Annotated in this window: 12 protein-coding genes and 1 pseudogene; 9 read left to right on the forward strand and 4 right to left on the reverse strand. The window is 37.1% G+C overall.

What is annotated here, in order from left to right:
• Nucleotides 1–238 precede the first annotated feature (238 nt).
• The gene (nagA, locus tag H6F39_RS15935; RefSeq protein ID WP_137909530.1) at nucleotides 239–1,387 is read right to left on the reverse strand and encodes an N-acetylglucosamine-6-phosphate deacetylase; all 1,149 of its coding nucleotides are present in this window, start codon (nucleotides 1,385–1,387) and stop codon (nucleotides 239–241) included.
• A gap of 80 nt (nucleotides 1,388–1,467) precedes the next feature.
• Between nagA and purE the strand changes: the two genes are divergently transcribed.
• From purE to sppA, 3 genes are all read left to right on the forward strand, one after another.
• Entirely contained in the window at nucleotides 1,468–1,980 is a 513-nt protein-coding gene (gene purE / locus H6F39_RS15940) for a 5-(carboxyamino)imidazole ribonucleotide mutase (protein WP_137909531.1), read from the forward strand.
• 82 nt (nucleotides 1,981–2,062) lie between these two features.
• Nucleotides 2,063–3,112, forward strand: a complete 1,050-nt coding sequence (gene fni / locus H6F39_RS15945; RefSeq protein ID WP_190397011.1) for a type 2 isopentenyl-diphosphate Delta-isomerase — start codon at nucleotides 2,063–2,065, stop codon at nucleotides 3,110–3,112.
• A 73-nt stretch (nucleotides 3,113–3,185) separates the two neighbouring features.
• The gene (sppA, locus tag H6F39_RS15950) at nucleotides 3,186–5,003 is read left to right on the forward strand and encodes a signal peptide peptidase SppA (RefSeq protein WP_190397012.1); all 1,818 of its coding nucleotides are present in this window, start codon (nucleotides 3,186–3,188) and stop codon (nucleotides 5,001–5,003) included.
• Between the two features lie 154 nt (nucleotides 5,004–5,157).
• Here the strand turns inward: sppA and H6F39_RS15955 are convergent, their stop codons facing one another.
• Together H6F39_RS15955 and H6F39_RS15960 are read right to left on the reverse strand one after the other, a co-directional pair.
• Entirely contained in the window at nucleotides 5,158–5,871 is a 714-nt protein-coding gene (locus tag H6F39_RS15955) for a GDYXXLXY domain-containing protein (RefSeq protein ID WP_190371626.1), read from the reverse strand.
• A 126-nt stretch (nucleotides 5,872–5,997) separates the two neighbouring features.
• Nucleotides 5,998–7,434, reverse strand: a complete 1,437-nt coding sequence (locus tag H6F39_RS15960; protein ID WP_190397013.1) for a DUF2157 domain-containing protein — start codon at nucleotides 7,432–7,434, stop codon at nucleotides 5,998–6,000.
• Nucleotides 7,435–7,953: 519 nt separating this feature from the next.
• Here H6F39_RS15960 and H6F39_RS15965 point away from each other — a divergent pair.
• The 3 genes from H6F39_RS15965 (at nucleotide 7,954) to H6F39_RS15980 (ending at nucleotide 13,240) form a co-directional block, all read left to right on the forward strand.
• Nucleotides 7,954–8,139 carry a hypothetical protein gene (locus H6F39_RS15965; RefSeq protein ID WP_190397020.1) on the forward strand — a complete coding sequence of 62 codons (186 nt, stop codon included), beginning with the start codon at nucleotides 7,954–7,956 and terminating at the stop codon, nucleotides 8,137–8,139.
• Between the two features lie 604 nt (nucleotides 8,140–8,743).
• Nucleotides 8,744–10,672, forward strand: a complete 1,929-nt coding sequence (locus H6F39_RS20320; RefSeq protein WP_199290956.1) for a C2 family cysteine protease — start codon at nucleotides 8,744–8,746, stop codon at nucleotides 10,670–10,672.
• Between the two features lie 378 nt (nucleotides 10,673–11,050).
• On the forward strand, nucleotides 11,051–13,240 hold the full coding sequence (locus tag H6F39_RS15980; protein ID WP_190397014.1) for a pre-peptidase C-terminal domain-containing protein: 2,190 nt from the start codon (nucleotides 11,051–11,053) through the stop codon (nucleotides 13,238–13,240).
• 110 nt (nucleotides 13,241–13,350) lie between these two features.
• Here the strand turns inward: H6F39_RS15980 and bchD are convergent, their stop codons facing one another.
• Nucleotides 13,351–15,375: a magnesium chelatase ATPase subunit D gene (bchD, locus tag H6F39_RS15985; protein WP_190397015.1), complete on the reverse strand. Its 2,025-nt coding sequence runs from the start codon at nucleotides 15,373–15,375 to the stop codon at nucleotides 13,351–13,353.
• Nucleotides 15,376–15,466: 91 nt separating this feature from the next.
• On the opposite strand from bchD, the pseudogene H6F39_RS15990 reads away from it, so the two are divergent.
• The 3 genes and pseudogenes from H6F39_RS15990 (at nucleotide 15,467) to H6F39_RS15995 (ending at nucleotide 22,607) form a co-directional block, all read left to right on the forward strand.
• Nucleotides 15,467–15,938, forward strand: a pseudogene (locus H6F39_RS15990) (Uma2 family endonuclease).
• Between the two features lie 357 nt (nucleotides 15,939–16,295).
• Nucleotides 16,296–16,421, forward strand: coding sequence for a hypothetical protein (locus H6F39_RS21010; protein WP_255501582.1), 126 nt, complete (start codon nucleotides 16,296–16,298; stop codon nucleotides 16,419–16,421).
• A gap of 45 nt (nucleotides 16,422–16,466) precedes the next feature.
• Nucleotides 16,467–22,607, forward strand: coding sequence for an AAA family ATPase (locus H6F39_RS15995; RefSeq protein WP_190397016.1), 6,141 nt, complete (start codon nucleotides 16,467–16,469; stop codon nucleotides 22,605–22,607).
• The last annotated feature ends 40 nt before the right edge of the window (nucleotides 22,608–22,647 follow it).

Here is a 22,647-nt window from a genome sequence, read left to right on the forward strand (position 1 = left end):
CATAACTATAATCAAAACCCAGAATTTTGTCAAGGGGTTTGCCAAAATTATAAATACACCTGCGATCGCTATTTGACTGGAATCCAACTTATATATATGGTCGCACACTTTTCCACCCTTAACATAACTATAATCAAAACCCAGAATTTTGTCAAGGGGTTTGACGGAGATTTTTCATATTGGGGTATGAGGAATTCAGGGATCTAAAAATCCCATAAAAAATCTGATAAATTCTGATTCAGAAAGTTAGACGTTGCCAAGTGAGTTCCTTTCCAACTGGATCATAGTTCCAGCGCAATAAATGAGCGGGTTGATTGGAGGAAAATGTTGGTAAATCAATAGCCTTTCTAGGTGCATTTGTGGCTAAATTAATAGCTGTTTCTATGTCACAAACTTCCCATTTAACGAGATTTTGCACTCCTACTAACAAAGGTAGAGTTGTTCCCGTTAAAGTCCCATCTTGTAGTCTAGCCGTACCATTGATCACTTCAATTTGTCGGTTATCCCAGGGATAGATACCGTCTGGTAATCCTAGAGGTGCAAGAGCGTCACTGACGATAAATAAGCTTTTACTAGCACGTAGAAGAATTTTAAGAATCATTGGATTAACGTGCTGACCATCAGCAATAAAGCCACAAAAGACACGAGAATCATTGATAGCTGCACCTAATAAACCTGGTTCGCGGTGGTGTAGGGGAGGCATGGCATTAAAAGCGTGTGTGATCATTGTAGCACCTTGAGCAAAAGCCTGTTGTGATTCGGCTGCGGTAGCTTGTGAATGTCCTAAACTAACAGTAATTCCCAGGGAACGCAAATAAGGGATGACTTTTCCTGTGGTGTCTAACTCTGGTGCGAGGGTAATGAGTTTGACTATAGGAGCGTAGTCTCCTAATACTCGTTTAATTTGATCTATGGTAAGGGGGAGTAAATACTCGGATGGATGTGCGCCACGTTTGTAGTAGTTTAAGAATGGTCCTTCTAAATGAACTCCGAGAATTTGTGCAGAATTTGGGGAATTTTGGGTATAATCAGTGAGAATGGCGAGGGAGCGGTGAAGATTTTCGATAGAGGTGGTAACTAAAGTTGGTAAATAAGCATCAACTCCTGCTGACCATAAAAATGAGGAGATTTTTGGTAAATTATGGGAATTTTCTAATGTTAATTCGGGAAAAGCTAATCCTAGTCCACCATTGATTTGTAAGTCCACACCACCCAAAGAAATCCAGTCTCCAGCCACATCTAAAAGCAGATGTTGTGGTAGAATATCTTGCCATGCTGTATTCATGGGCATAATGCTGTCAATTATGCCTTCTTGATTAACTAAGATTCTTTGTAGATCTTGATAACCGGGTACTTTTGCGTTAATAATGTTTATGTTGTCCAGCATGGGTGTTATTTTAGTTATTAGTCATTGGTCGTTAATGGGAAATATATACCCTCATCTCCAGCCCCCAATCCCTAATTATTATGAGTGTAGAAATTGGTATTATTATGGGTAGCGATTCTGATTTACCTACGATGAAAGAGGCGATCGCTATTTGTGAAGAATTTGGTATTGTATGTGAAGTTGCTATTGTCTCTGCCCATCGTACCCCAGAACGGATGGTAGAATATGCTAAAACTGCACATCAAAGGGGTATGAAAGTAATCATTGCTGGTGCTGGTGGTGCGGCTCATCTTCCTGGTATGGTAGCATCATTAACTCCTTTACCTGTAATTGGTGTCCCGGTTTCGACTCGGAATTTACAAGGTGTGGATTCTTTATATTCTATAGTACAAATGCCAGCAGGAATACCCGTCGCCACTGTTGGCATTGGGAATGGGAAAAATGCTGGACTTTTGGCTGTACAAATTCTCGCTACCCACCAACCGGAGTTATTACAAAAAGTTGTGGCTTATCGCCAAAGTCTGTGTAATTCGGTGATGGAAAAACAAGCTAAACTAGATCAGCTTGGATATGCAGAATATTTGCAACAATAGATACTGAGATATCTAGGACTAATAGGATAATTGCTTTGGCTTGGTGAAAGATGTAAATATTAACATAATTCCATATTAAACTGTGAACCCTTCTATCAACACTCCAGCCCAAACTCAAAATCGCAAAGCAGATCATATCCGTATCTGTTTAGAAGATAATGTTGAATGTTCAGAAATCACAACTGGGTTAGAAAAGTACCGCTTTACTCATGTTTGCTTACCAGAACTTAATGATCAAGATATTGATCTGAGTACGAATTTTCTGGGAAAATACTTAAATGCACCGTTATTAATTTCCTCTATGACTGGGGGAACAGAACAAGCGGGAATTATTAACCGTCGTCTTGCGGAAGTAGCCCAACAATACAAGTTAGCAATGGGTGTAGGATCTGTCCGGGTGGCGGTGGAAAAACCTCAAGTTGCTGATACTTTCGCTGTGCGTAAGTACGCGCCTGATATTCTCCTGTTTGCTAATTTAGGGGCGGTACAGCTTAATTACGAATATGGTCTAGATGAATGTTTGCGAATTATTGATTTAACTGCAGCTGATGCCCTAATTCTACATATTAATCCTTTACAGGAGTTTATTCAACCCAGGGGTGATACTAATTTTAGGGGATTGCTTGACAAAATTGCCAAATTATGCAGTAAATTACCTGTCCCCGTAATTGCGAAGGAAGTAGGTAATGGAATTTCGGCGACAATGGCGGAAAAACTGATAGCTGCGGGAGTCACAGCTATTGATGTTGCTGGTGCGGGTGGTACTTCCTGGTCCTTGGTGGAAAGCGAAAGGGCGGAAACGTCCTTACAACGGCGTTTGGGGCGAACATTTGGGGATTGGGGTATACCTACGGCAGATTGTATCACCAGTATTCGGGAGTATGATCCCCATATTCCTTTAATTGCTTCTGGGGGGTTGCGTCATGGGTTAGATGTAGCTAAAGTCATCGCTCTGGGGGCTGATATTGCTGGTTTAGCAATGCCCTTCCTCAAGGCAGCGGCTGCATCGGAGGCGGCTGTGATAGAATTAACGGAGGTATTAATTGCGGAAATAACTACTGTGTTATTTTGTACCGGAAATAAAGATTTGTATAAATTGAAGCAATCACACAGTTTACAGCGGATAAAATAGAAAGATGATTGTTACCACTGACAACCGAGAAGTGGTAACAGACCGATAACTAATAACTAATAACTAATAACCCATGAATAACTTTATTAAACAAACTTTAGCAAGTTTAATTGGTAATTTACTAGGACTGATGATTTTTTCTGGACTCAGTACAATAGGATTTTTGCTGATATTAATTGCGGTTGCTAGTTCTCAAGGTTCAGGACCAACAGTCAAGGATAAGTCAGTGTTAGTATTTGACTTGTCTATGAAAATCACTGATAGTGAACCTAGTTCTGATGAATTATTACAAAAAACTCTCAGTGGTGTTGATGAAAATAGTATTACACTCCGTAAAGTTGTAGAAACTTTAGATAAAGCAGGACGTGATCAACGTATTGTGGGTATTTATATAGATGGAACTAATGCTAATAGTGCGGTTGGTTATGCTTCCTTGAGAGAAATTCGTCAAGCGCTGGAAAGATTCCGTAAAACAGGTAAAAAAATTATTGCCTATAGTACAGACTGGAATGAGCGGGAATATTATCTAAGTTCCGTAGCGAATCAAATCGTGGTTAATCCCATGGGGGCAATGGAAATGAACGGTTTAAGTTCGCAACCAATGTTTTTAGCGGGAGCATTACAAAAGTACGGTATTGGCGTGCAGATTGTGCGTGTAGGTAAATTTAAGGGTGCAGTAGAACCTTTGATTCTGGATAAACTCAGCCCAGAAAATCGGGAACAAACTCAAAAATTGTTAGATGATATTTGGGGAGAATGGCGGACAGCCGTAGGTAAAAGCCGAAATATACAGCCGCAAAAGTTACAAGTGATCGCTAATAATCAACCAATTTTAGAAGCCACAGCAGCACAAGCAAATGGTTTAGTAGACAAGACTGCTTATCAAGATCAAGTATTCACAGATTTGAAAAAATTAACTGGTCAGCAAGAAAAAGATAAAACATTCACAAAAATTAGTTTGGGTGATTATGCAGAAGTTCCAGGGGAATCTGTAGATTCAGATCATAAAATTGCTGTTGTTTATGCAGAAGGAGAAATAGTTAATGGTAGTGGTAACGATGGAGAAATTGGGGGCGATCGCTTTGCTAAAATATTCACTAAAATCAGGGAAAATAGTCAAATAAAAGCTGTAGTTTTGCGAATTAACAGCCCTGGTGGTAGTGCTACCGCAGCGGAAATCATGCAGAGAGAAATCAAATTAACTCGTCAACTTAAACCTGTGATTGTTTCCATGGGAGATGTAGCTGCTTCTGGTGGTTATTGGATTGCTAGTGACTCCAACCGAATTTTTGCAGAACCTAACACTATTACAGGTTCCATTGGCGTATTTGGCGTATTATTCAATGGTCAAAAATTGGGTAATAATAATGGTATTACTTGGGATACTGTAAAAACGTCCGAATATGCAGATCAACAAACTATTTCCCGTCCTAAATCAGCCCAAGAATTAGAAGTTTACCAACGCAGTGTTGACCGTATTTATAATTTATTTTTGCAGAAAGTTTCCCAAGGAAGAAAACTATCAACTGCAAAAGTCGCAGAAATTGCTCAAGGACGAGTTTGGTCAGGAACAGCAGCCAAACAAATCGGGTTAGTTGATGAAATTGGTGGGTTAAATGTAGCCATTGAATATGCAGCTAAACAAGCAAAATTAGGTAATAATTGGCAATTACAAGAATATCCCCAAGTTGGTAGCTGGGGAGAAAGATTATTGGGGAAAAAGTTAGATGAAACGAAAGCCAAATTAGGAATAGAAAAAACTGAAATTAAAAGTAATAACCCGTTAATAAATGAGTTGGGAAAATTTCAACAAGAAATCAAGATTTTACAAACAATGAATGATCCCCAAGGGATTTATACCCGCTTACCTGTGAACTTAAAAATTGAATAAGAAATAGGGGAAGAATATTTTGCTTTCTTCCTTTGTGCCTACCCTTAGGGATCTCTAAGAGAGATTGCGTGAAACAAAAACTGTGGTTCATTGACCTGAAAATCGCTGTAGATATCCACCTGGATATTGATTATATTTATTGCAGCCTATTTACCTACTGAAAAGGATAATTGCGATTTCTTATGGATAAACCCGTAGGAAGAGCATTACCTTGAGGATCTACTTTTATCCTCACTAATATTGGTTCTTGTCTACTATCTCCATTTTCCTGAATTTGTGCAAGATCATTATTGATTTGTTGTCTTTGTGCGTCAGAAATGAAATAGTTTCCCAACCCATAATTAAGCAAACCGTCTTGATAATTACCCCTTAAAGCTACTTGATTATTAACTAGAGAAACAGGACGATTAATACTTACGCGTACAGGTTTCCAGGACTGAAATTGATTACGATTAAAAGATTGTTGTTCTTGCAAAATTAGATATAAGGTACTTCCCTGGATAATTTGTCCATTTCTGCGGGAATTTTTCCGCAGCCATTCCCGCCAACCTGATACTTTTCGCAACATTTCGGGACGGGAGATATCATAATCTAAGTTTAATGAAGAACCCCTAAATAGATTATCAGGATTTGCAGATACAGTTTGCAAAATTACTGTTTTACCAGCCATATCTGTATACATTGCTTGAACAGGTATAGCCAAAATTAAACCGACTTGAAACAATAAAGGGGCAATTAATCGCCAAATTGGTAAAGGTTTATTAGCCTTTTGTTCTGTAGCAATGAGATAATCCCGAAAAGTCAATTTTTCAGAAAATTCCATTTCGGGAGTTAAGGTTTTTTTTGATTCAGGAGAGTCACTTTTCATGAGATTAATGTAGTAATTGGTAATAGATGATAGGAAAAAATACTTTTCCTATTACTTCTAAATTTACGATAGGAATTTATTCGCAGAGATTTATGAATATGCTTTCATACTAATAGAAAAACTATGCTATTTCTGGTTATTACTACTTTTAGATGTAGTAAAATGCCGTTCAAACCAAAGTCCGGCGGCAATAAGGGAATAACCACAAGAGGCAAATACTAAAGCCCGGAAAAGGACATCAGTATTATACTCTAAAACCCGGCTGATAATTTGCAGAGTAAATAATAGCATACCACACCAAAAAGCATTTCTATTACGTAACTTCAAACCTTCTTGAATTAATCCCCAGGCTAATATTGCCAGGAGAATATTGAAGATAAAAATCCCTAGTTCAGTAATTCTAGTGATAGCCTGATGCCAAAAAGGAGTCATAAGAATGAAAGCCAAAAAAGTAGTAATGATGACGATTTTAAAAAATACTTCTCGTCGGAGTGGACTATTTCTATGACGAACTAAAAACAACCATTGTAATACAGCCAAACCACTAAGAATACCCAAATCAATAATTGGTAACGACTGAAACACATTCGATAAATTATTGGGTTGATCATAACTAAAGTCTACAGCTTGCCATTGCCAACGGAAAGACAAAAGATAAAAAACTACACCAAAACATATCAACCCCAAATTACGGGCTAGGGGTTGAAATAACCTATAATTAACAGTAGGAAAAAGTAGATCATCATAACTCCAAAGTAAAGCAGGTGGTAGGGCTAAAGCAAAAGAAGCTGTCCAAGGAATGACATCAGAAAATGTCAACAGTGGTAAAGGGTTGAGATTGTATTCTAAAGAGAGAATAAATGCCAAAACTCCCATACCAAAAATCCACCGAGACCGACAAATATAAGCTAGAGGAACAAATAGCAACCAGGACAATAGAGGCATATGACGCACAGCTAACCGCGCCCAATTCAATTCTCCAGGCACAGACCATAAATCACCAATTCCTATCCAATAACCAATTTGAATGAGGATAATGGCCATAATTCCCAAAGAATTGAGGGAAAGACTATAAGCCATGACTAATACCCCAAACCCCCAAGCTAAAAATAACTCAGAAGCTGAACTGCTAATATTAAATATTTGCCCCATTAACATTAAGGTTGCCCCTAAAATGAAAGCACTGAGAATTAACAATGCTTCTCCCAATATCCGTTTACTTTGTTGAGATTTTTTACTTTGATTTATGGTGAGTGTGGGTTCTCTCCAGGTCAAAAAACCAGTAATAGCAGTGGAGAGAAACAAACTCATTAACAAGATAAACTTGACTTCTCGTGACCAACCCTGCCAATTTGCGCCTACAAGTGTCATTAAACCCAAGCCTAAAAGTAAGCCACCTATGGCAATAGCAATAATGCTAAAACCATCACGGGTAGATTCTTCTAGATGATTGAGTTGATAACGCTTGGCTATTTGTTCATGCTGGGAAGAACTAATAATTCCTTCGTCTCGCCAAAGTTGTGCTTCTTGGCGCAGTTTTCGGTAAAAATTGTTAAATATCATGACCTCTCCGGTACATAAGTGTGATACCAAATCTAAAATCCTAATTTGGTATGAGTTTAGTAAGTGTGAATATGGCTAGGCCATGCAAGTTATCAGTTCAAGATTTTGATTTTGGACAGGTTAGCTTTTATCCTGTGGACAAAATTCATAGCGGAGGTGCTTGACAAAGAAAATCTCAAATATTGGTGATTGTATTTTCAGTATGCAGCTAAAGATGTTGATTGCATTGTTCTCATGTAACACTTTCCTTTCTGACTTAATTTTATAAAAATTAATATACAAAAATGCTCTAATTTATGGCTTATTTATGGCTTATTTGTTGCTTAAAGTTACCCGTTGTTTATTTACAAATGTAGATAAATAAACAAATTTTATAAACACTTTAGTTTATCTATAACCTTTTGCCAGTTATATTATTTTGTGTCAAAATAAACCAGATATTTTACCTTTTAAGGTAGAAGTTTTTAAAGTGGTTTTCTTATTTTTTGAAGCTGATCAATCTCATTTAAGTAGGTTGGCGTGAAAAATTGTCGTTATGACAAGGGAACAGGGAACAGGGAACAGGGAACAGGGAACAGGGAACAGGGAACAGGGAACAGGGAACAGGGAACAGGGGAGAGGCTTCGCCGTGAGCGTCAGCCGAACGGTTTTGGGCAACTTTACTTTTCGTTACTTATGTCGGTTGTTTTCCGTTCACCTACTTAGGTGTTGGTTTTTTACTGTATTGTCTATAAATAAAATAGAATCTAATCTAGCTAAAATATAATTAAATAAAATTAAACAGATGTGTATTTAAAGAACTAAGTCACAAAATACATAAAGTTATTTGGGACGATAAATGACCGAGAAGATTGATTTTAGCCTTTTATTTGCTAATAGATTACAAAATATTAAGATTTACCTGTTAAGTAGGAGTAACTGATGAATTGTGTTTACGGTAAATCAAGGCTTTCATGCCATTTCTGCGTAATTAATGTATATTTTATACCAAAATATACAAAAAATAAATTTTCTATACTGTGGTGGTATGAGTGTAAATCATTTTATATTGATTTCGTGACAGTTAATTGTTCTACAAAAATCTTGTCAAGTATTTGAATCTTAAAAATTCCGACAAAATCTACCCTGATATGGGTTGAATTAGTGTCAATATTTTCATTATTTTCATTTTATTGATTTAGAGAGATTCAGATCTGATTTTTGTGCAAACAATACCGAATAGTTGAGGTGTGCTGAGGATAAGCATTGTCGGTCAGCATTCCCTACCCTATACGAATTGACATTTTCATAAATGATTTAGGAGTGCATTATGTTTGATAATTCTGAAAAGTCTTTTGATTCATCTTTACCAGGATTGGGTAATTCCTTAAATTACCTGGATAAAGATCCTTTAAATCCTCATCCCACAGTGTTTAGTTCACAGCAACTTCCATCATTAACTGCACCTCTTGATTATGCGGGAAATACCAGAGCTACAGCCCGTAATGTTGGGACATTAACAGGCGCTCAAAGTTTTAGTGATTGGGTAGGAAGTGCTGATCTTAACGATTACTATAAATTCAATGTGGGAACACAAAGTAACTTTAGTTTGAGTTTAACAGGCTTGAGCGCCGATGCGGATGTTCAGTTACTCAATAGTTCTGGTACTGTAATTTCCCGTTCTATTGCTGGTGGTAATACTTCTGAATCCATTACTCGTCAGTTGAGTGCGGGTACTTATTATGCGCGGGTATATCGGTATAGTGGTGACACTAACTACAGTTTGTCTTTAACTGCTACTGCTACACCTGTTGATAATACCTTAGCTACAGCCCGTAATGTTGGGACATTAACAGGCGCTCAAAGTTTTAGTGACTGGGTAGGAAGTGCTGATACTAACGATTACTATAGTTTCGATGTCACAACACCAAGTAACTTTAGTTTGAGTTTAACAGGCTTGAGTGCCGATGCGGATGTTCAGTTACTCAATAGTTCTGGTGAGTATATTTCCAGTTCTGAAGCTGGTGGTAATACTTCTGAATCCATTATTAGTCAGTTGAGTGCCGGTACTTATTATGTACGGGTATATCAATATAGTGGTGACACTAACTACAGTTTGTCCTTAAATGCTACTGATGTTGCACCAACTCCCACACCAACTCCCACACCAACTCCCACACCAACTCCCACACCAACTCCCACACCAACTCCCACAGATTGGTATAGTCAAAATCTACTAGATGCTCAAATTATCACTTTAACCAGTTCCTTAGCGGCTGATGGTAATTTGAGTCGCAATGATATGATTTCCATTTTCCGCGATGCCAAAGATGGTAGTGTAATTGATGCCAATGAGTTAACTGACTTACGGACTCTTGTTAGTAACTCTACCCTTTTCACTATGGCTGATTCCGTGAAGGTCTTATCTAATAAGATTGCCAATAGTGACGCAGCTAACACTCGTTCCGGTTTTGGTAATTTGTTTGCCGGTAGTAGTGATACCCAAATGGAAAATCTGATTGGTAAGTGGTTCTTGGGTACTGATCGCCCCGATACAGGTTATACCTATCAGTCTGCTAGTGGTTCTCTGTTCCAAAATGGACTTAGTGCTGATGACATTTACCAAGGAGCGGTGGGAGACTGCTATTATGTAGCAACCTTAGCTTCTATTGCCCAGGAAAAACCTGAGTACATCCAAAATATGTTTACGGACAATGGTGATAATACCTTCACTGTGCGTTTTTATAACAATGGTGTAGCTGATTATGTCACAGTAGATCGTTACTTGCCAACTTATGGAAACTATGCCGCTTATGCTGGTTGGGGTGGAGGCTCGGTTTCTTCTAGTAGCAATGAACTTTGGGTAGCTTTAGCAGAAAAAGCCTATGCCCAGTTAGCTGAATCTGGTTGGAGTCGTACTTACAGTGGTACTCAAAATAATTCCTACGCAGCCATAGAAGGTGGTTGGATGGATACAGTAATTCGTCAGGTAACGGGATTAAGCGCTACTTCCCAATCCGTCAGCAATATGACTCAAGATCAACTGATTAATTTGGTTAATTCTAATCAGGTTTTAACAGCGGGTTTCGTCTATGGTGGTGGTTATGGTGTGTTTGATAGTCATGCTTACACCATTACTGCTTATAATGCCACTAATGGCACTTTCCACTTACGGAATCCTTGGGGTTCTAGCCATGCTGATGTCACATGGAGTCAATTAGTCTCTTTGAGAGGTATTATTGAGTGGTCTAATACCTAGACATCATTGAAAGCAGTACGAATATTAATTATTAATTATTTGTACTGCTGTTTATTTAATTAATAATGATTTCAATAATTATACGAATTTTTGACTCCCGTTAATTTACTTTTTATATTGATTTCGTGACAGTTAATTGTTATACAAAAATATTGTCAAATATTTGAATCTTAAAAGTTTTGACGAAACTTACCCTGATAACCCTGATCTGGGTTGAATTAGTGTGAATATTTTCATTTTATTGATTTAAAGAGATTCATATCTGACTTTTGTAGAAACAATACTGAATAGTTGAGGTGTGCTGAGGATAAGCATTGTCGGACAGCATTCTTCACCGTACACGAATTCACATTTTCATAAATGATTTAGGAGTCCATTATGTTTGATAATTCTGAAAAGTCTTTTGATTCCTCTTTATCAGGATTGGCTAATTCCTTAAATTACCTGGATAAAGATCCTTTAAATCCTAATCCCACAGATCCTGGTTTACAGCAACTTCCATCATTAAATGTACCTGCTGATTATGCGGGAAATACCCTAGCTACAGCCTGTGCTGTGGGTAGATTAACAGGCTCTCAAAGTTTTAATGATTGGGTAGGAAGTGCTGATACTAACGATTACTATAAATTCAATGTGGGAACACAAAGTAACTTTAGTTTGAGTTTAACAGGTTTAAGTGCCGATGCGAATATTGAATTACTCAATAGTTCTGGTGGTGTAATTTCCCGTTCTACTGTTGTTGGTAATACTTCTGAATCCATTACTAGTCAGTTGAGTGCTGGTACTTATTATGCGCGGGTATATCAATATAGTGGTGACACTAACTACAGTTTGTCGTTAAATGCCACTGCTGTTGATTATGCTGGAAATACCCTAACCACAGCCCGTGCTGTTGGTACATTAACAGGAACTCAAAGTTTTAATGATTGGGTAGGAAGAGCTGATACTAACGATTACTATAGTTTCAATGTGGAAAGACAAAGTAACTTTAGTTTGAGTTTAACAGGCTTAAGTGCCGATGCAGATGTTCAGTTACTCAATAGTTCTGGTACTGTAATTTCCAGTTCTACTGCTGGTGGTACTACTTCGGAATCCATTACTCGTCAGTTGAGTGCCGGTACTTATTATGTGCGGGTATATCAATATAGTGGTAATACTACTTACAGTTTGTCGTTAACTGCTACTGCTGTTGATAATGCGGGAAATACCACAGCTACAGCCCGTGCTGTTGGTGCATTAACAGCAACTCAAAGTTTTAGTGATTGGGTAGGAAGATCTGATACTAACGATTACTATAAATTCAATGTGGAAAGACAAAGTAACTTTAGTTTGAGTTTAACAGGCTTAAGTGCCGATGCAGATGTTCAGTTACTCAATAGTTCTGGTGGTGTAATTTCCCGTTCTACTGCTGGTGGTACTACTTCGGAATCCATTACTCGTCAGTTGAGTGCGGGTACTTATTATGTGCGGATATATCAATATAGTCGTAATACTACTTACAGTTTGTCGTTAACAGATTGGTATAGTCAAAATCTCCGAGATGCTCAAATTATCGCTTTAACCAGTTCCTTAGCGGCTGATGGTAATTTGAGTCGCAATGACATGATTGCTATTTTCCGTGATGCTAAAGATGGTGGTGTAATTAATGCCAATGAGTTAACTGACTTACGGACTCTTGTTAGTAACTCTACCTTTTTCACTATGGCTGATTCCGTGAAGGTCCTATCTAATAAAATTGCTAATAGTGACGTTGCTAACACTCGTTCCGGTATTGGTAACTTGTTTGCCGGTAGTAGTGCTACCCAAATGGAAAATCTGATTGGTAAGTGGTTCTTAGGAAATGATAGACCTGATTTAACCAGTTCCAGTTATACCTATAGTTATGTTAGTGGTTCTCTGTTCCAAAATGGACTTAGTGCTGATGACATTTACCAAGGAGCGGTGGGAGACTGCTATTATCTAGTAACTTTAGCTTCTATAGCCCGGGAAAAACCTGATTACATCCAAAATATGTTTACGAACAATGGTGATAATACCTTCACTGTGCGTTTTTATAACAATGGCGTAGCTGATTATGTCACAGTAGATCGTTACTTGCCAACTTCTGGTGGTTATGCCGCTTATGCTGGTTGGGGTGGAGGCTCGGTTTCTTCTAATAGCAATGAACTTTGGGTAGCTTTAGCAGAAAAAGCCTATGCCCAATTAGCTGAATCTGGTTGGAGTCGTACTTACAGTGATACTCAAAATAATTCCTACGCAGCCATAGAAACTGGTTGGATGGATACAGTAATTCGTCAGGTAACGGGATTAGGAACTTCATCATTTGAAGCCGTTAATATGACTCAAACTCAACTGATTAATTTGGTTAATTCTCATCAGGTTTTAACGGCAGCTTTTGTCTATGGTGGTGATTATGGTGTGGTTAATGGTCATGCTTACACCATTACATCTTATAATGCCACTAATGGAACTTTCCACTTACAAAATCCTTGGGGTTTTAGCCATGCTGATGTCACATGGAGTCAATTAGTCTCTTTGAGGAGTATTATTCAGTGGTCTAATACCTAGACATAATTGGCAGCAGTACAAATATTAATTTTCAAAAAATATAAATTGATTTTTTCGTAGTTATGCTGTATATAATAAAACAAAACCACGAAAAGTTGATTTACGTTAATTTACTTTGCTTTCATGTCAGCTATAGCACCTCTAGTCATGGCGGCGATCGCTTTATCGGTGGCCTTTGGTAAGTGATAATATTTACCACCAGCGGTTTTTGACAATTCTTTGGCAAAGCCAGTGGATACAAATTTACTTTCCGTATCAATGACTAACAATTGCATTCCCGAAGCCCTAATTCTGGCTGCAATGTCTAATAATTCGGCTTTGATATCTGGTTTTTCTCCTGGTTCTATGGGTTCACCCAAAGAACGAGCTAACGGAATATTACCGCGTCCATCAGTAATTGCCACGATAACAACCTGCCCGATATCGCCACCCATTTGGGCATTTATCCCCACCCGCACAGCTTGAGTTAAACCATGTGCTAAGGGTGAACCGCCACCACAGGGTAATCTTTCTAACCGATTTTTAGCTAAAGCAATGGAACGGGTAGGGGGTAATAATACTTCTGCCTGTTCTCCTCTAAAGGGGATTAAAGATACTTGGTCACGATTTTGATAGGCTTCTGTTAAAAGCTGCATGACTGCACCCTTAGCAGATTGCATCCGATTTAAAGCCATTGAACCAGAAGCATCTACAACAAATACGACTAAAGCGCCGGCTTTTCTTACCAACCGCTTAGAACGAATATCTCCCTGTTCAACAATGACTTTTTTATCTGGCTGTCTAGCTCGGCGTGCTTTTTGATATGGGGCTGCGGCTCGCAATGTGGCATCTACGGCGATGCGTCGGGCTTTACCTTTGGGAATCATTGGCTTGATATACCGTCCCCGGTCGTCTGAGAAGATAATACTACGACTTCCCGATTTACCTTGCCGTTGTGCCATTTGAGTAAAATAAAGCACCTCTGGGTCAAGAATTACCCCTTCTGGGTCAAAAATAAACTCTTCGGGAATGTCTGGGGGTTCTTGCTGTTCTTGGTCTTCTTCTTTTTCCTCTTCCTGTTCTGACTCTTGTTCTTCTTCTTGTTCCGACTCGTCTTGGTTTTCTGGTGGTGGGGGTGGAGGTGGAGGTGGTTGCTGTTCGTCTGGTGGTGTTTGGATGATAGTGGTTCTGGGAACTATGACCAATTCCACAGCGCGACGTAAATCATCCGCTGTTACGGTATTACGTCCTTCTAAAGCTGCTGCGGCTTTGGCTACACGCACCGCAAATAGTTCCGCGCGATGTCCTTCCACACCCCCGCGAATGGCTTCATTGACGAGGTAGGTAATTTGTTCTGGGGTAATGGTGACTTCCTTTAACCATTCCCGTGCCAGGATGATTTGGGTTTTCAGGGAGTCTATGTCTTCGCTGTATTGTTGCAGAAATTCTGTGGGAGACTTGGAATAGGCGATCGCTTGTGCAACTGCCTGTACTCTTTGATCTATACCCAGAACTCCGTCTGCTGATAAGGCGATCGCTATTCTATCAAGTAAATGTTCTCTTAATGCCCCTTCTTCGGGATTATAGGTGGCAATAAACAACGGTTTACAAGGATGTTGAAAACTAATTCCTTCCCGTTCAATTTGGTTACGTCCGTCCGATAATACCGATAAAAGTTGGTTACTAATTTGGTCATCTAATAAATTGATTTCATCTACATACAGCACACCTCGATTAGCTGTAGCGAGTAACCCCGGTTGAAATACTGTATCACCCTGCTTAACCGACTGTTCCACATCCACAGAACCCAAAAGCCGGTCTTCAGTCACACCCAGGGGAATTTGCACAAAAGGTGCGGGAATAATTTCCGTTTCTATCTCCTGTCTTTGTTCAGCTAAGAGTTTATCATCCCATTCTTCTGGATGGTTGGGGTCACAGTTGCTAACAGAAGCTTTCACAACTTCAATAGGTGGTAATAAAGCGTGGATTGCACGCGCCATTACAGATTTAGCAGTACCGCGACGACCTGCAATTACCACACCCCCCAAAACGGGGTCTACTGCTGTCAACAGCAAAGCTATTTTAATTGCTTCTTGGCCAACTACAGCGGCCAAGGGAAAAGCAGTCATTGTCGGGGTAAGAGTAGGCGATCGCATTGTTTCCTTAATAGTTACTATGATTCTAGCATAGCAATTCTTGGCACATTTTAGAATATATGTAATGGCAATTCCTCAAGGAGCAAGATATATGACTAGGATTCAGGTTAAAAGTTTTACTCTGGAAGAATATCACCAACTCACCGAAATCGGCTTTTTCAAAGAAGATGATAGCTGCGCTCGCCGTAGGCATCACATTCAATTAATTAACGGAGAATTGATAGAAATGGTATCAAAAGGTAGAGCGTATGAAACTTGTTTACGTAATTTATTGCGGGAACTTCCTAGAAGTTGCAGATGCTGCAATAGATTATGACCAAAAGGTAAAAATACCTCTGTATGCAAAAGCCGGAATTGTTGATTATTGGATATTTAATTTATTAGATAATTGCTGAGAATGTTACAGTAAACCATATCAAAATAAACAATGTCAATTTGGTTATGCAAATAGGCGAATTGTCTTACCAAATCAAGTGATATCTTTACCCTGTTTCCCTGATTTATCGCTAGACTTAAGTAAAGTATTTCCTCCGCAGATGGAAAAAAGTTTCTCACATTTCTAGAATTAAATCAACGTGCTGAACAAGAACGTCAAAATTATCAAGACTTATTAGCAAAATTAGAAGCTAAAGGTATTGATATTAATAGTCTCTAAAATTCATATCCCTGACTTATTAAAAAAGTTGGGGATATCAACTTTAGGATTATACAATTTAAGTGCGTAACAGCTGATGATCAGGGATAAATAAACATACTTACGTATAAATAATAAAATTAATAAAATTACGAACCAATAAACTACAAAGTAGCAAAGAACACGAAGTAAAGGAGGCTGCACAGATATGGGGCTTCCAAGCTTCTGTGTTATTGCTTCACAAATTGTTACAAATGAATTAACCACTGCAATTCAAGGATGAGGTATGAATAAAATTCTGTGGTTATTGGCAATATGGCAACTTTTGCGTTATGATATTTTTGATTTTGAATTGATGATCATGAAAAAAATAGCAGCCATTATCACAAGCACTTTTATTTCGCTATTGTGACAAACATTTGGTGAAAAAAATTTTATGGGTTTATGGGATATGCAAATGGTAAAATTAACAGGTTATAAAATAGTTGAAAAAATTTATTCTAGTAGTGAAACTTTGGTCTTTCGATGCATAAGAGAAAAAGACCAAATATCAGTAGTTATCAAATTTTTACGTCAGGAGTACCCAAAATTCGAGAAATTGGTGCAGTTTCGTAATGAATATACTATTATCAAAAATCTGAATATTGCCGGCATTATTAAAACCTATGGACTGGAAAATTATGAAAACGGCTATGCTTTGGTAATGGAGGATTTTGGGGGTGTTTCTCTCCAGGAAAAAATCAAAGAATGGGGGGCAGGAGGTATGGGAAACAGCGCAGTAGGATTAAAAGAATTTTTCACTATTGCTCTACAAATAGTTTCTATTTTACAAGAATTGCATCATCAAAGGGTGATTCACAAAGATATAAAAACCGCTAATATTCTGATTAAACCTAGCACCTTAGAAGTTAAGCTAATTGACTTTAGTATTGCTTGCTTACTTAAGAGAGAAACTCAAACTCTCGCTAGTCCTAATGTTCTGGAAGGAACTCTATCATACTTATCTCCAGAACAAACTGGACGTATTAACCGCTTGGTTGACTACCGGACAGATTTCTATTCTTTAGGTGTGACATTTTTTGAGCTTTTGACTGGAGAATTACCTTTTGCTAGTAATGAACCCATAGAATTGATACATTACCATATTGCTAAACAACCTCCATTATTACATGATATCCATAGTCATATTCCCCCGATTTTATCGGCAATTATTCATAAATTGATGGCGAAAAATGCTGAATATCGCTATCAGTCTGCCCATGGGATTAAGTATGATTTAGAAATGTGTATAAAAGCTGGAGAAGAAACTGGAAATATTCAGACTTTTGAATTAGGAAAAAGAGATATTAGCGATCGCCTAACTATTCCTGAAAAACTGTATGGTAGAGAAGTAGAAGTAAAAACTCTGCTCACAGCTTTTGAGCGTATTTGTGCTAATAATAAGGAAATGCTCCTGGTGGTTGGTTATTCGGGAATTGGCAAAACCGCTGTAGTTAATGAAGTTCATAAACCCATAGTTTGTGCTAGGGGTTATTTTATTAAAGGTAAATTTGACCAATTTCAACGCAATATTCCTTTTTTTGCATTTATACAAGCTTTCCGAAATTTAATAGATCAACTATTAACTGAAAGTGATACTCAATTGCAAAAATGGAAAACTAAAATTCTGTCTGCGTTAGGAGAAAATGCTCAAGTTATTATTGCCGTTATCCCAGAATTAGAACAAATTATTGGTAAACAGCCTCCTGTTCCAGAATTGTCCACCATGGCCACAGAAAATCGTTTTAACTTGCTATTTGAGAAATTTATTCATGTTTTTACCACTCAAAAACATCCTTTAGTCATATTTCTTGATGATTTACAATGGGTAGATTTGGCTTCTCTTAAATTGATGCAATTACTAATGACTACAAATGAAATTAGTTATTTATTGTTAATTGGTGCTTACCGGGATAATGAAGTGTCTGCTACACATCCTTTAATATTAACTATTGAGAATATCCGCAAAACTGTATCTATAATTAATACTATTACCCTAAATTCTCTCAATCAATCTGATCTCAATCAACTCATTGCTGATACTCTCAATTGTCCGACTACAGTAGCTCTACCTTTTACTCAATTAGTCTATCTAAAAACCCAGGGAAATCCCTTTTTCAGCCACCAATTTATCAAATCTCTCTATGAAGATGGTTTAATTCGCTTTAACTTTGATTGTCATTATTGGCAGTGTGATATCGCACAAATTCAAGCTTTAGCTATCACTAATGATGTGGTAGAATTTATCGCACTGCAATTACAAAAATTACCTGAATCAACTCAATCAGTATTAAAGCTGGCCGCTTGTATTGGCAACCAATTTAATTTAGATACATTAGCAAAAATTAATGAAAAATCTCAGATAGAAACAGCGGTAGATTTGTGGAAAGCATTGTTAGAAGAATTTATAATTCCGACAACAAAAATTTACAACTTCTTTCAATCTGATTTACTTAATAATCAACAGTTATCAGCAGTTCATAACTACGAAGAACAGAAATTTAGTTACAGATTTTTACATGATCGTGTACAGCAAGCTGCTTATGCTTTGATTCCTGACCAGGAAAAACAATCTACCCATTTAAAAGTTGGGCAATTGCTCTTAAAAAATACCTCGGAAAAAGACATAGAAGAAAATATATTTGAAATTGTGAATCAGTTGAATATTGGCATGGATTTAATTACGATTCAGTCAGAAAAATATGCAGTAGCTCAACTAAATTTAATTGCCGGTTCTAAAGCCAAATTAGCTACAGCTTATGATGCTGCTTTTAGGTATTTAAAAAAAGGTTTATCATTACTTGCAGCAGATAGTTGGCAGCATGAATATAACCTAACATTAAACCTTTATATAGAAGCGGTGGAGGCAGCATATTTAAATATTCATCCTGAGCAAGCAATAACTTATATAGAAATAGTTAGGAAAAATGCAATTAGTGTACTAGATGAAGTTAAGGTATACAAAAAGCAAATGCTCATGCATGACATGGAATTAACCTTTGATACAGGGCTAAAATTATTAGAGAAACTAGAAGTTACTGTAGAAAAAGTACCCCTAATAAATGTTAACGTTGAGGATTTAATCCATTTACCAAAAATGACAGATCCTTATAAACTTGCAGCAATGGGGATACTAATGGGACTTGGTTTTATAGCTTATTTCTCACAATTGGAGATGGAATTGCCGATTATACTTACTATAATAAATCTGGCTATTAAATATGGCAATTCTGTGGAGTCTGCTTATACTTATATTTGTTATGGCTTGATAGTCTGCGATAGGTTTTCGGATATTAATACTGGATATAGTTATGGAAAATTAGCTCTTAATTTATCAGAGCAGTTTGATAATCAAGTGATCAGGTTCAGAATTTTAATATTATGGTATTCTCATATTATTTATTGGAAACAGCATTTTCGAGGATCTATAGTTCCTTTACAAGAAATTGCTGAATATGGCTGGAAAATAGGTGAAACAGACTTTTTAGGTTTTGCTTATACGTTTAATATGTTCATGATGTTATTTGCTGGGGAAAATTTAATAACTGTATCTGAATATCTAGAAAATTGTGCTGCTTTAATCTCTCATAGAAAACTCGATTGGCATACTCAAAATATCAAAACTTGGCAACAAATAATATTTAATTTGCAAGCAATAAATCAGGATAAATGCCAATTTAATGGTGATTTTTTTACTGAAGAATTGTTTCTATTTTTAGTTAATAATAAAAATTATCACTCTCTCTTTGGATTTTATCTAACTAAAACCATACAATTTTATTTGTTTAAAGAATACAAAAAAGCCCTTGATAGTGCTATGTTAGCTAAACAATATATAATATCTGTGCCAGGACAAATTACTGTCAGCCAACATAATTTTTACTGTTCTTTGTCTCTGTTGGCTGCATATAATTATCAGTCTGAACATGAACAACTGGAGTCCATGAAACAAGTTTTAGCAAATCAGCAAAAGATGCAGTATTGGGCTGTTAATGCCCCAATGAATTATCAACATAAATATGACCTGATAGAGGCTGAAAAAGCTAGAGTTTTAGGGCAAATGCTTTTAGCAATGGAATATTATGACCGATCTATTCAAGGTGCAAATAATTATGAATATCTTCATGAAGAAGCTTTAGCTTATGAATTAGCGGCAGAGTTTTATTTATCTTTAGGTAGAAATGAAATTGCTTCATTATATATGACAAAAGCATATTATGGCTATTTACGCTGGGGAGGAAAAGCTAAGGTAGACCATTTAGAAAAATCCTATCCCCAATTACTTGCTAAGACTCTACAAGCAGGAAAAAAACCTGTATCAATGATGATTTCTAAAAATAATAGTATTTCGGAGGCTATTGATTTGAAAACAGTTATAAAATTCTCTCAAGTAATTGCTAGTGAAATCCACATAGATAAATTGCTATCAACATTAATGCAAGTGATGATGGAAAATAGCGGTGCAAGTAAATCTGTTTTAATTCTAGTTAAAAATAATCATCTATTTGTGGAAGCCATAAAAATAGATAATGCAAATGTTATCCAAGAATCAACCCCGGTGAATTTAAGTAAAGATATTCCTATCAATGTGATTAATTATGTTTATAATACGGCGAAAATATTCGTAACCGATGATATTAAAACTAATCTGTTAATAGCTGCTGATTCTTATATTGTCTCCCAGCAACCTAAAAGTTTGTTATGTCTTCCTATTATTCACAAAGGTAAATTTATGGGTATTTTATATTTAGAAAATCAGCTAACTGTAGGGGCATTTACATATAATAAAATTGAAGTTTTGAATTTGTTAATGACCCAAACTGCTATTTCCCTAGAAAATGCTCAGTTATATACTAATTTATCAGAACAAGCAGACAGCCTCAAACAAGCTAATCAACAATTAGAAGAATATGCTATGACTCTCAAAATCACTAATCGTTTGCAAAAGTTAGCTGATTTATCTCTGACTATTAATTCAACACTATCAACTCATAATATACTGCAATTGGTTACACAGCAAGCTGCGGAAATTATCGGAGCGCACCAATCAATCATTAGTATTAAAATAGATGAAAGTTGCACAAAAGCAGTTCATACAGTTCATCTTGCAGATAAATATGAACAGTGGCGGGAAAATTATGAAAAGTTTGATGAATCTGATTTTTATAGGTTAGGTTGTCAAATCCAAAATTCAATACGAATGACTCAGACTGAACTAGAAGCACATCCAGCCGCAATTAATAACATTAATAACAATTTACCCCTGCGCGGTTGGCTGGTAGCACCACTGATTGATATTAAAGGTAAACACATTGGTTTTATGCACCTTTCTGATAAATATGAAGGTGATTTTACAGAAGATGATGAAGCTATTTTAGTGCAGTTAGCGCAAATGCTATTATTAGCAATGAATAATGCCCATCTTTACGAGGAATCTCAACGAGTTAATCGCATTAAAGATGAGTTTTTAGCCATACTTTCTCATGAATTAAGATCGCCTCTGACTTCTATAATTGGTTGGTCACAAATGCTGCAATCTGGGAAATTAAGTCCCGAAAAAACAGCACTGGCTTTAGAAACTATTGAACGCAACGCCAAATCACAAACCCAATTAATTGAAGATGTAGTAGATATTTCTCGAATGGTTCGAGGTAATGTCAGCCTCAATATTCACCCAGTCAACTTAGTATCACCAATTGAAACCGCAATTAATACTATGTATTTAGCTGCCAAAGCTAAGTCAATTAAAATATTGCTGACAATTGCATCTCATAATGTGATGGTATTAGGTGATCCAATTCGTTTACAACAAATTGTCTGGAATTTGCTCACTAATGCGATTAAGTTTACATCCCCCGGAGGACAAGTTGAAATCAGACTAAACACAGTAGGCTCAGAAGCACAAATTCAAGTAATTGATACAGGATCTGGTATTAGTCCTGATTTTATGCCCTATATTTTCGACTATTTTCGTCAAGCTGATGCTTCCAATACCCGAAATTATGGCGGACTGGGACTAGGTTTAGCAATTGTCCGTCACTTGGTAGAATTGCACGGGGGAAATATTTGGGCTAAAAGTTTAGGTAAGGGACAGGGAGCAACTTTTACAGTTAGAATACCATTACTCCAGTCACAGCCAGAGCTAAACCCCTTGAGCAAGTCGCTCAACAATTCCCCACATTCAACTATTGATGGTGTAAAAGTCTTAGTTGTTGATGATAATATTGATGTCCGTGAGTTTTTGGTTTTTGCCTTGGAAGAGTATGGAGCAGTAGTCATGACTGCGGATTCTGTTAGGGAAGCATTAAAATGTCTCCAACAGTTTCCAGCAGATATCTTAATCACTGATATTGGGATGCCCGAGGAAAATGGCTATAGTTTACTAAACCAAATCAGGTCTTTAGAATCCACCCAGAAAAGACAAATTCCAGCGATCGCACTCACAGGTTATACTGCAAATGAAGTCATCAATCAAGTATTAAACGCTGGTTTTCAAAAGTATCTTCCTAAACCCATAGATGTATTTGAATTAATTACAGCTATTTCCGAACTGATCTAACTGACAAGAATGTCACGATTTATGGTAAAAAAAGATAGGT

It is taken from the genome of Dolichospermum sp. FACHB-1250 (genome assembly GCF_014696335.1).
GTDB classification, from domain to species: Bacteria; Cyanobacteriota; Cyanobacteriia; order Cyanobacteriales; family Nostocaceae; genus Dolichospermum; species Dolichospermum planctonicum.